This is a genomic window from Bartonella sp. OT172YNZD, assembly GCF_042193725.1.
GTDB lineage: Bacteria > Pseudomonadota > Alphaproteobacteria > Rhizobiales > Rhizobiaceae > Bartonella > Bartonella grahamii_A.
In genome coordinates, this window is record NZ_JBHILZ010000015.1 from 26,003 (window position 1) to 37,409 (window position 11,407).

At 37.1% G+C, this 11,407-nt stretch carries 8 protein-coding genes and 1 pseudogene; 5 read left to right on the plus strand and 4 right to left on the minus strand.

What is annotated here, in order from left to right; genetic code table 11:
- Positions 1-313: 313 nt before the first annotated feature.
- Positions 314-1,141, plus strand: coding sequence for a ferredoxin--NADP reductase (locus ACFIJS_RS07265; protein ID WP_375650916.1), 828 nt, complete (start codon positions 314-316; stop codon positions 1,139-1,141).
- Between the two features lie 18 nt (positions 1,142-1,159).
- A pseudogene (locus ACFIJS_RS07270) lies at positions 1,160-1,592 on the plus strand (ferredoxin--NADP reductase); the annotation flags it as partial.
- Here ACFIJS_RS07270 and eda read toward each other — a convergent pair.
- The gene (eda, locus tag ACFIJS_RS07275) at positions 1,571-2,236 is read right to left on the minus strand and encodes a bifunctional 4-hydroxy-2-oxoglutarate aldolase/2-dehydro-3-deoxy-phosphogluconate aldolase (protein ID WP_375650918.1); all 666 of its coding nucleotides are present in this window, start codon (positions 2,234-2,236) and stop codon (positions 1,571-1,573) included. The pseudogene ACFIJS_RS07270 and the gene eda overlap by 22 nt on opposite strands.
- 115 nt (positions 2,237-2,351) lie before the next feature.
- Here eda and ACFIJS_RS07280 point away from each other — a divergent pair, with 115 nt between their 5' ends.
- The 3 genes from ACFIJS_RS07280 (at position 2,352) to ACFIJS_RS07290 (ending at position 6,763) form a co-directional block, all read left to right on the plus strand.
- Positions 2,352-3,269, plus strand: coding sequence for a rhodanese-related sulfurtransferase (locus ACFIJS_RS07280; protein WP_375650919.1), 918 nt, complete (start codon positions 2,352-2,354; stop codon positions 3,267-3,269).
- A gap of 1,701 nt (positions 3,270-4,970) precedes the next feature.
- Positions 4,971-6,104 carry a type III PLP-dependent enzyme gene (locus tag ACFIJS_RS07285; protein ID WP_375650920.1) on the plus strand — a complete coding sequence of 378 codons (1,134 nt, stop codon included), beginning with the start codon at positions 4,971-4,973 and terminating at the stop codon, positions 6,102-6,104.
- A 74-nt stretch (positions 6,105-6,178) separates the two neighbouring features.
- Complete coding sequence (locus tag ACFIJS_RS07290) at positions 6,179-6,763, plus strand: GNAT family N-acetyltransferase (RefSeq protein ID WP_375650922.1); 585 nt, start codon at positions 6,179-6,181, stop codon at positions 6,761-6,763.
- A 1,139-nt stretch (positions 6,764-7,902) separates the two neighbouring features.
- Here the strand turns inward: ACFIJS_RS07290 and ACFIJS_RS07295 are convergent.
- The 3 genes from ACFIJS_RS07295 to ACFIJS_RS07305 all read right to left on the minus strand — a co-directional run bounded on the left by ACFIJS_RS07295 (position 7,903) and on the right by ACFIJS_RS07305 (position 11,134).
- The gene (locus ACFIJS_RS07295) at positions 7,903-9,471 is read right to left on the minus strand and encodes a DHA2 family efflux MFS transporter permease subunit (protein ID WP_375650923.1); all 1,569 of its coding nucleotides are present in this window, start codon (positions 9,469-9,471) and stop codon (positions 7,903-7,905) included.
- Positions 9,472-9,493: 22 nt separating this feature from the next.
- Entirely contained in the window at positions 9,494-10,588 is a 1,095-nt protein-coding gene (locus tag ACFIJS_RS07300) for an HlyD family secretion protein (protein WP_375650924.1), read from the minus strand.
- 153 nt (positions 10,589-10,741) lie between these two features.
- On the minus strand, positions 10,742-11,134 hold the full coding sequence (locus ACFIJS_RS07305) for a Fur family transcriptional regulator (protein WP_375650925.1): 393 nt from the start codon (positions 11,132-11,134) through the stop codon (positions 10,742-10,744).
- Positions 11,135-11,407: the final 273 nt, after the last annotated feature.

Sequence of the window (11,407 nt, forward strand, 5' to 3'; positions counted from 1 at the left end):
AAAAATTTTATCTCTCTTGTTTTTAAGGTTTTGGATCATAAGTTTTGTTAAGCGAGAGAGTGTTATAGCGTTACAATGGAATATGCATTATGTGTTAAAGAAAAAATAGTACCATGATTGTTTAATACTCAATGTTTTTATTTTTCTTTGAATGTGATTTGTATTCGTATTTTCTTTATTTGTTTAATTTTGACATAAAAAGTGTTAACCGTGAGATGTTTGTTTTAAGAAAATTGTTGGCAGATGGTTATGCAAGTACTATATCACGTCAAGGATTCAAAATTTAACGTTCAATAAAGATATGGGGAAGAGTATGAATACGTCTGCTACCAATGTTCCGTCAAACATCAGCAGCGTTGCAAGTTTTTCGATTCCTGAGAATGTGTTCGCCCTTACTGTCCAAGAGGTTTGTCACTATACAGATCGATTATTTAAATTCCGTTTGAATCGTCCGGACAGTTTTCGTTTTCGTTCGGGTGAGTTTGTTATGATCGGTTTGCCAAATGCAGAAAAGCCGATTTATCGTGCTTATTCGATTGCAAGTCCCTTTTGGGATGAACAGCTTGAGTTTTTTTCGATAAAAGTTCCAGGGGGACCTTTAACCGAGCATCTCCAAAAAATTAAAATTGGTGATACAGTTCTCATGCGTAAAAAATCCACAGGAACACTGGTTCTTGATTCTCTTATTCCTGGAAAACGTCTTTATCTTCTTTCAACTGGGACTGGGATTGCTCCTTTTGCAAGTCTTATTCGTGATCCTGAAACTTATGAAAAATTTTTAGAAGTTGTTCTTATTCAAACAACGCGTGAGCAGAGTGAGTTAGTTTATGCAAAAGATCTTGTTTCTTCTTTGCAACAAGATCCTCTCATTGGGGCATATGCACGACAGTTGAAATTTTATCCTATGACCACTCGTGAACCTTCTGAGCATATGGGGCGTATTACGACTGTTATGGAGAGCGGGTTCTTTTTTGAAACAACTGGCCTTCCTAAAATTCATCCTGATGAAGATCGGGTGATGATTTGTGGTTCTATTGCAATGTTAAAAGATTGTGCAAGGATGTGTGAAAGTTTTGGTCTTGTTGAAGGAGCCAATAATGCTCCTGCTACTTATGTTGTAGAGCGCGCTTTTGTGGAGTAATGAGTGGGGAAGTTGATACTTTATCTTCTTTCAAACTGTTACGGGGCTTTTCCTTTTGCAAGCTTTATTCGTGATCCTGACACTTATGAAAAATTTTTAGAAGTTGTCCTTATTTAAATAACGCGTGAGCAGAATGAGTTAATTTATGCAAAAGATCTTGTTTCCTCTTTGCACAAGATCCTCTCATTGGGGCACATGTATAACAGTTGAAATTTTATCTTATGACCACTCGTGAGCTTTCTGAGCATATGGGGCGTATTACGATTATTATGGAGAGTAGGTGCTTTTTTGAAACAATAACACTCCCCAACATTCATCTCGCTCAAGATCGGGTGATGTTTTGTGGTTTTATGACGATGTTAAAAGATTGCACAAGGATGTGTGAAAGCGTTGGTTTTGTTGAAGGGGGTGATATTCTTGCACTTTACATTATATCGTAGAAAGAGCTTTTTTCGAGGGAGAGAGAAGTTGTGATGCACTATATGCTAATGCAGTAATCGAATCCCAATCACTTATTGCAATGAGATGTTGGGGCGCTATCCAAGAACTGCCAATGCAGAAGACGTTAGGCAGTTGGAGCCATTGTGTTGCACTTTTTTGTGTAATACCGCCTGTTGGGCAAAACCAGATATCAGAGAAGGGAGATGCTAAAGCTTCGATGAAGGAAATGCCTCCAGCGGCTTCAGCTGGGAAAAATTTAAGATATGAATAGCCTTTGTTTAATGCTTGCATGAGTTCACTTGGGGTCATTGCAGTGGGAAGAAGGGGAATTTCACTATTTTTTGCACAATTGATTAATTCATTTGATAATCCGGGGCTTACAATAAACTTTGCTCCAGCTTGTTCGGCTTTTTCGTAATGTGTTGTGTTGAGAATTGTTCCAGCTCCAACAATTGCTTCAGGGACTTCTTGTGTAATTTTCTGAATTGCTTTGAGGGCATTTGGTGTTCGCAAGGTGATCTCAATTGTTTTTAATCCGCCTTTGACAAGAGCACGTGTTAAGGGTACAGCACTTTGTAAATTGTCAATGAGCAAAACAAGTATAACAGTTTGTCCTTGGAGATATAATGAAAGCCTTTCTCTTTTTTGGCACATGATATTTTTTCTTCTTGGAGATGATATTATTTGTATCGTTTGATTAAGCAGAATATGTTAAAGAGTACATGAATAAATCTTGAAATTGAATGAAACGCGCGTTATGGCAAAACACATGGAAAAGAATTTTAAAGTTGCTGCACTTTATTGCTTTGCAGATTTGAAGCATTATCATCAATTACAAAAATCTTTGCAGGATTTATGTCAAGCAAAGGATATCAAAGGCACTCTGCTTTTAGCACAAGAGGGAATTAATGGAACGGTTGCTGGTTCTTGTACTGCGATTGAGGCATTGGTGGATTTTATTACGGCTGAGCCAGCGTTTCAAACGCCGGAGATTAAATATTCATGGGCATCAAAAATGCCTTTTCATCGTATGAAAGTGCGGTTGAAAAAAGAGATTGTAACAATGGGGGTTGAAGGTGTTGATCCGCTAAAAGTTGTTGGTACTTATGTGGATCCTGAAGATTGGAATGCTCTTATTCAAGATGAAGAGACAATTTTGATCGATACGCGTAATGATTATGAATATGCTATTGGGAGTTTTCAAGGAGCGATTGATCCGCAGATTAAAACATTTCGCGAATTTCCTGAATGGGTGCGTCAACATGAAGCTGATTTAAAGAAGAAAAAGAAAATTGCTATGTTTTGTACAGGCGGTATTCGGTGTGAAAAATCAACAGCTTATGTTCGTGAGCTTGGTTATGAGCAAGTGTACCATTTAAAAGGAGGTATCCTAAAATATTTAGAGAAAATTCCAAAAGAGGAAAGTTTATGGTGGGGTGAGTGTTTTGTTTTTGATGAGCGTGTTTCTGTTCAACATGGTCTTGAAGAATGCGGACGCGAATTATGTCGCGCGTGTCGTTCTCCTCTTAATGCTGAAAGCAAATTATCGCCTCATTATGAGGAAGGTGTTTCCTGTGATGCTTGTTATAACACGCGTAGTGAAGCCGATAGAGATCGCTTTCGTGAGCGCCATAGGCAGTTTCAATTGTTGAAGTTGCGTGCAATTGATTCTCACCAAGGGACATAAGGGTAGCGTAGTGTAGGACTTTGAATTTTAGCGTTTTTCTCTTAAATTTAAGAGAGAGAAGAGTTTTTTGATATTGGTAGAAAAATATTTTATAAGACCGGATATTATTCGGTCTTTTTGTCTATGTTAAATTATTTGATTTATAAATAATCATTATAGATCATTTTCTCTCCTTACATTTTATAGGATTGAGTTTTTAAATACTTTTCATTTTAAAGTAGAAACTCTCTTCACCAACAGCGCAGGGGAGGGAGATTTATAGCGTAAGAAAAAAGCGTATGAATAAGATGTGATTAATAAGAGGAGATGAGCAAGCAGATACTAGGTGGAAAAAATAAAATGATAATAGGAGTTTATGATTTCAGAATTTAATATAATACATTAATTTATAATGATAATTTATTTTGATTTGAATAAACAGAGTTAAATATTGTGAACTTTATTGTTTCCAGATTAAATGAGAACGAATCATGTAAAACTCATTCACCTGTACGTTGCAAATAAAAGCAACGTGTGGACAAAAATCATTTAGATAAGGTGTTATGAAACATTTCAATGTAGGAGTTTCTGCAATATTGAGAGTTGGCAGATAAAATGGGGGCGTTGGTTTGTAATTTCATAAGTATAAAGAGGGTGAGATGTAGTTGGTCTATACCATACAATCTATATTATACTGGAAATTTTGCATGATATCTACCTTAAACTATGCTGTGAAATGGATGTGGAAGCAGGGATGTTTTTTAGGATGCAAATGAGAAAGATAATGGTATTTGTTGGGGGAAGGACATCGTTATCTTTAAAGATGATAGTGCTTCAGTTGTTACTATCGCTAGTTTTCAATGTCGGTCATCCTTGCATTTGATAGGATATATAAGAGGTTCTCCTTTTTTCAATTGTTTTTATTTGTAATGTGCAAAAGAATGATTTGAATTGATTTATTGTAAGGGGGTTAAAATAAGAGAATTTTATGATGGGATTTTTGTTTAAGGGTACAATAATAAATTATCATTATAAATTAATGCGTTGAGTAATTTGTTTTGCATTATTTTCTATGGGGCATATTAGGAGATAGAATAAGGCAAAGAAACGAGGGGCTTTACAAGCAAGATAATGATTTATGTTGCTCGGGTAATGTAAGGGTGTGATCTCATGAAAGCGGATGGATGGCTTTGTCTGGAGGAGAGTGTTGTTTTTTCGCATCATTTTATCTTTAAGAATTAAAAAATGTTTAAAATTAAAAAAATGATTGAAATGAGAAAGAATTCGTTTTATAGGATGCTTTGCCCAAAGTCGCACGTGCCTGTGGGTGTCCGCTGGTTCTCAAATGGTGAGATTAACCGGTACGGTACCTGGAACTAACCGCTCCAGTCATTCTTACAGCCAATTGCAAGAATGAGGACATCTTGAAGCAACGACGGTGCGGGCCTTTCTGGTGTCTTCCAGTTTTTAAATGCTGGGATAACTATAGAGGCACACCTCATTGCCTTCAGTGCGGAAGTGGTTTTCTCAATTCCAATCAAAAAGGCAGATAAAATAGAATAACGCGGCTTCGCGCTGTTCTTTCGCTGCATGCAATGCTAATTTCTGGTTTTTTGTAATCAGAATGGGGATGGTTGTTGTGTGTTTTTTGTCCTTTAGCTTTTGGCAGCTTCGACTGTCCAAGCATAGAGTGGGGGAGCTTTCCCTCAAGGAGAATTGCAGATGGCAACGCAACGTATTCGCGATTTTCTTGCAACACATCGTTCTGAAGGTCCATGCTTAATTGTTGACCTTGATGTTGTTCGTGACAACTATTTAAATTTTGAAAAAGCTCTACCGCAGTCTCGTATTTTTTATGCAATAAAGGCAAATCCAGCACCTGAAATCTTGTGTTTGCTGAGTTCTTTAGGATCTTCTTTTGATGCGGCTTCTGTTGCAGAAATTGAAATGGCTTTAAAAGCAGGAGCAACGTCAGAGCGTATTTCTTTTGGGAATACGATTAAAAAAGAGCGTGATATTGCACGAGCATATGCATTGGGAGTTTCACTTTATGCAGTTGATTGTATTGAAGAAGTGGAAAAAATTGCGCGTGTTGCTCCACGAGCACGTGTTTTTTGCCGTGTTCTTACCGATGGCAAAGGAGCAGAGTGGCCATTGTCACGCAAATTCGGTTGTGTTCCAGCTATGGCGGTTGATGTTCTAAGACGGGCACACCAATTGGGTTTGCAAGCCTATGGTGTTTCTTTTCATGTTGGATCTCAGCAGGTTGATTTGAGTGCGTGGGATCGTGCTTTATCGGATGCTGCTACAGTTTTTAAGCGTTTGGAACAAGAAGGCATTTCGCTGAGGTTGGTGAATATGGGTGGCGGTTTTCCAACGCGTTATTTGAAAGATGTCCCTACAGAACAAGCTTATGGTACAGCAGTTTTTGATTCATTGAAAAAGCATTTTGGTAATCGTATCCCTGAGACGATTATTGAGCCTGGGCGTGCGATGGTTGGCAATGCTGGTGTTATTCGTACAGAAGTTGTTCTAATATCTAAAAAAGCTGATAATGATAATGTACGATGGGTTTATCTTGATATTGGGAAATTTAATGGTCTTGCTGAGACTATGGATGAAGCTATTCGTTATCCTATTGAAACACCTCATGATGATAAGGTTATGGAGCCTTGTATTTTGGCTGGACCAACATGCGATTCGGTAGATGTTCTCTATGAAAAAATACCTTATCCGCTTCCTCTATCCCTAACGATAGGAGATGAAATATTGATTCATGGAACGGGTGCTTACACAACAACTTACGCATCGGTTGCTTTTAATGGTTTTGAGCCTTTACGATCATATGTGATCTGAGGTTTCCTTTTAACTGTAGTTTTTTAGATTTTTTGCTATGCTCGTCATGGCGCTATAAGAGGGCGGTCATTGAGATGAACATGATGAATTTTCAAACAAAAGATGGGGCATATTTTACACTTTTATTGGAGCAAGAAGCAGATAAGCCTTATCGAGAAATTTTGCTTGATTCAACGATGGGGTATGGACGTAAACGTAAATCATCAGAGGCTTTACGTCGTGGTCGGTTAGCTGCTCAAGGGCTTTCTTTTGTGGTTAAAAATGCGCTTGGAGAGCTTGTGGGAAGTATCCGTCTTTGGCATGTTTCTTTTTCTAAAGGAAGCAATAAAACACAACATGCTTTACTTTTGGGCCCCTTGGCTGTTGCATCTGAATGTGCTGGTATGGGAATAGGATCAATTTTAGTCCGCCATGCAATTGAAACAGCAAAAAAATTGGGATATGGCGCCATTTTTTTGGTAGGGGATTTTGAATTTTATCAACGTTTTGGCTTTTCAAATAGTTTAACAGAAAATTTGGCAATGCCTGGTCCTTATGAAAAGCATCGCTTTCAAGCGTTGGAACTGATACCACATTATCTTTCTGGGTGTTACGGCACTTTAGTTCCTAGTGGAGAACAAGAAGTTTCATATCGTTTTCAGCATCATAAAGTGGCTTGAAGATAGTGTTTATTTCGTTTTTCAACAGGCTGGCATTGAGGAAAGCATACTATTTTGGCTAGTGCCAAAGTATTTAGCGGTACAAAGTTTTGGGGAGTTGTATTGCGATTTTATTATATGGCTAGTTTCTTATTTTTGATAATTTCAGTTAAGTAAGTAGGAATATATTTTAAGCTCATTTTTTGAAATAGCGTCCTATTTTATAATATTAAAGGAACCGGATTTTTGAGTGGTCTTGTATTCTTTTAAGCCGGTGTCACCATACAGTTTTCAATATCGTTGGTAGATCTTGCATCGAAACGGTTGGGTATTTTACTTTTTTCTTAAACAGTTTTTATCTCTTTGAGTTTTATGTGCAAGGGAACGGTTTTGATTGATTCAATAGAGAGATATTTTGAGAAATTTTATACAATTTTAGCGCTTGTTGAAAGAGAAGGGGCTTAAGAAAGAAAAATATGTAGCAGTCGAATCAAAATTGTAAGTATCAGCTTTTTTAAAAGAGTGTAAAAAATAAAATTACATGTTCAAAAGCAGTTTTTTTGAAAAAATATATCATTACTTTTTTGCTATAAAGGTAAATCGTTTTGCAATTGGCATGAGAGTATCAAATACAAAATGATTTTTTCATGTAAAATTTTTCATTCAGAATCAAAAAAACGTTATCCTACATATTATAAGGGAAATAGGTGAGTGAATAAAAATCACAAGAATCATGAATCTTTTATGAATATTCTAGTGAGAATCAAAAGAGTGAAAGGCAAAGAATCTTACAGAATAGTTTTTATGAGGATAGCAGCGTAAAAGGGGGGGAGATATATGAGAGATTTAATTACAGGCGCAAATATTGTTTTAATGTTTTTTGCCCTGTGGTGATAAATCAAAAATCTTATAGAAATAGCTGCTTTATCTTTATGGTGTGAAGCACTTTAGATAAGCTCTTTGTTTATTATCATCTAAAATAATTTTTGTATGCGAGAAGTTATTTTTAAATGCGTAAAGAGCTCGCATTGAAGTGAATTTTTATCAGAAGAATCATTTAGAATCATATATTGATTCATACTGTTTCTTGAGAAGAGATAAAGTGCATAGGAAGCGAGGAAAGTGATAAGGATAAAAATATTTCTCAATTTTAATTAAGCTTAGTGACTTGGTAGTGAATCCATGAGAGGTGGTATTTTTTTAAGAAAAATGGTCATAACTGTCAAAATACCAAAGATAAAGGTTATGATAAAGAAAATATCACTAAAAGCCATAATCGTTGCTTGTACGCGTACCATACCAAACAATTGAGAAAGAGCAAGAGTATACGAATCAAAAGTTTCTGTTTTGAAAAATAAAGTAAGCTTTGAAAGCATTTCAGTTGCTTGTCTGTTTGCGTGGTTAAGCGTTTCGGCTATGCGTTCATAATGAAAGTCTGTGCGTTTTGTCATGAGAGTGCTGATAATGGCAAGCCCTACAGCACCACCTAGATTCCGTGTGAGATTAAAGAGTCCAGAAGCATTTTGCATCCGTTCTGGCGAGAGTGTTCCCAAGGCAATGTTATTAACAGGAACCATACATAACATCACAGAAGCACCACGGAAAACTTGCGGCCAAAAGAGCTGCCAAAAATCCCAATTATCTGTGATAGAGCTCGCCATCCAAGTGCCTATTGCAAAACCCAAAAGTCCTATTGCCATCATTAAACGTGCATCCATTCGTGCTGAAAGAAATCCAGCAAGCGGAGCAGTTAATAACATGACGAATCCTGAAAGAAACAGTGTTTCTCCAATCATGAGGGCATCATAATGGCGGATTTGGCTTAAATAGACAGGATAAAGGTATGTGAGTCCATAAAGACCTATTCCCAATGCAAAGGAAAAAATGGATGCAGCTGAAAAATTAAAATTAGAAAAAGTAGAGAGATCTACAATGGGTTCTTTTGCTGTAAAAGCACGCCAGAAGAATAAGGCTGCAGCAAGAATCATGATAATGAACAAATCCCGAATCAGCCTATCACTCAGCCAATCATGACGTGCTCCTTCTTCTAGAACATACTCTAAAGTTCCCAAGAAAGTAGCCATAGAAATGAGGCCTAACCAATCAAATTCCTTCATTAAAGAGGGATTAGCTTTATCAAAATCAATTAATTTCCAAGCGAGAATTGAGATGATAATCCCGCAGGGTACATTGATGAGAAAGAGCCAATGCCATGATGAGAGATGACAAATATAGCCTCCCACGGTTGGACCAATGGTGGGGGCTAATGTTGCGACCAGTCCGACGATAGGGGTAACAATGGGACGTTTGGAAGGAGGAAAAAGGACATAGGAGGCAACAAAAACACTAGGGATAATTCCACCACCAATAAAACCTTGTAGTGCGCGATACAAAATCATCTCTCCAATAGATGTTGCCGTTGCGCAGAGAATAGAAGTAATCGTAAACCCGATAGCTGATAAGGTAAAGAAAACACGTGTTGAAAGCAATCGTCCTAAAAATCCAGAAAGCGGCAACATGATGACTTCAGCGATGAGATAGGAAGTTTGAACCCATGAAATTTCTTCAGAGCTTGCTGCAAGACCCGCTTGAATTTCAGCTAAAGAGGAGGAGACGATTTGGATATCTAAGATTGCCATAAACATGCCAAAAGACATAGCAATAAAAACTACAATTTTTTGCATTCCTATGCGTTCTTGAGATTGTACGAGCTCTGGTATGGATGTCATGTAAGATCTTCTACTTTATTTGTTATAAGAGACTTTTATCTTGTGGCTTTGTACGTGTATCAACTTTCACTGAAACACTCATTCCTGCTCGGATATGTCCGGTTTTTAAGACTTCTTCTGGAATAGAAATACGTACGGGAATGCGCTGGACAATCTTGGTAAAGTTACCGGTAGCATTTTGTGGAGGCAAAAGAGAAAAAACAGCGCCTGTTGCAGGCGAAATAGAAAGCACTTTTCCTGTAAAAAACTCCTTTTTGAAGGCATCAATAGCAATATAGGCTTTTTGTCCTGCGTGAATATTTTGCAACTGTGTTTCTTTATAGTTTGCTTCAATATAAAGTGCATGTATGGGGACTAACGCTGCAAGACGTTGACCATTTACAACGAAATCTCCCGTTTTTGCTGTTAAATTTCCTATAACTCCATCAAATGGCGCTCGTATAATGGTCGAATCAAGATCACGTTGTGCTTTTTCACGTGTGAGTTCTAGACTCTTTGTTTGGCTTTCTATTTCACTTCGTTGCGCTTCTAGCACTCGGATATTTGCACGCGCTGCAGCCATTTGTGCATCCGCTCTGTTAACATTCGCAATGGCTTGTTCATAAGCTGATTTGGCATCATCAACATTGGATTGAGGAGCATAACGATTTTTTTTTAGTTCTGTTACACGTTTTAAGGTGAGTTGTGCATTGGTTGCTATGGCTGAAGCGGCTGCTTTTTGTGCTTTTGCATCATCTAAAGCACTATGAGCGGCTGTGATTTGTGCGTCAATGCGTAGAAGTGTTTTTTTCTGTGTGTTAAGATGCGCTTCTGTTTGATCCAAGGCTATTTGATAATCACCATTGTCTAGGTAAAATAAAACATCATCCTTTTTTACAACTTGGTTGGCTTTAATGGCAATTCTTTCAATATATCCATTTAATTTAGTCGCAATAGCTGCTATATCTCCTTGTACGTAGGCATCTTCAGTGGAGAGTATATAACGCCATTGCGTTATCCACTTATAGCTAAACCAAATCACAAAAAGTGCAAAGATAATAAGAAGAGCTTTGATTACTTTCTTTTGTTGCGTTTTATTGAAATTTTTGGTTAAAAAAATTGTCTCAGCTATGGACATGATTTTATACTTTCAATATTTATGTTCCAATGAGTATAATAAACCCATCACTAAGATCGGGTGATATACGTACAAGGACGATAAGAGCTTTTCAAACAATAAGGCAATTTTTGAAACATAATGCTAAATATATGAACTTGCAAGTTCAAGGTCTTATTTTGTTGCGCATTTTTTACAAAGACCTCGTACTTCTAGGGTGCTTTTGTGGGCTTGGAAGTCAATAGCTTGAACCATCTGTTTTAAACTCGATACAATCGTTTGATTTTGTATTTCATTGACTGTGCCACAGTTTTCGCAAATTATAAACGTTGTAAGTTCATGTTGACAGTTTTCAGGGTGCAAACAGACCATAAAGGCATTTACACTTTCAAGACGATGAATACACTTTAACTGTACGAGTTTTTCTAACGCACGATAAACTTGGAGAGGTGCACGAAAACCTTCTTCGCGTAAGTGATTGAGAATCGCATAAGCACTTAAAGGCCCTTTTGCATTTTTTAAAGTGTTTAAAACCAATGTTTGGTTACGCGTTAGTTTAGATGACATTGACATCTTCCTTTTGCTTCCATGGAAAAGCATAAAGCGTGTAAGATGTTTATGCAATGGTGATTATAGAGTATGTACTCTATCTTTAGCCTTTTACATGATATCATTGCGATATGTAAAAAAGTTGCAATCGTTGTGAGGGGAGGGGTATTATAATTCGAAAGCCGCTGCTATCCAGCAAGAAATTTTTATACGCTTTTTAATTTATTTTAATATATTGAAATACAACTATTTGTTTGGGATATTTTATTTTTGCAAAAAAGTAAAAAATGA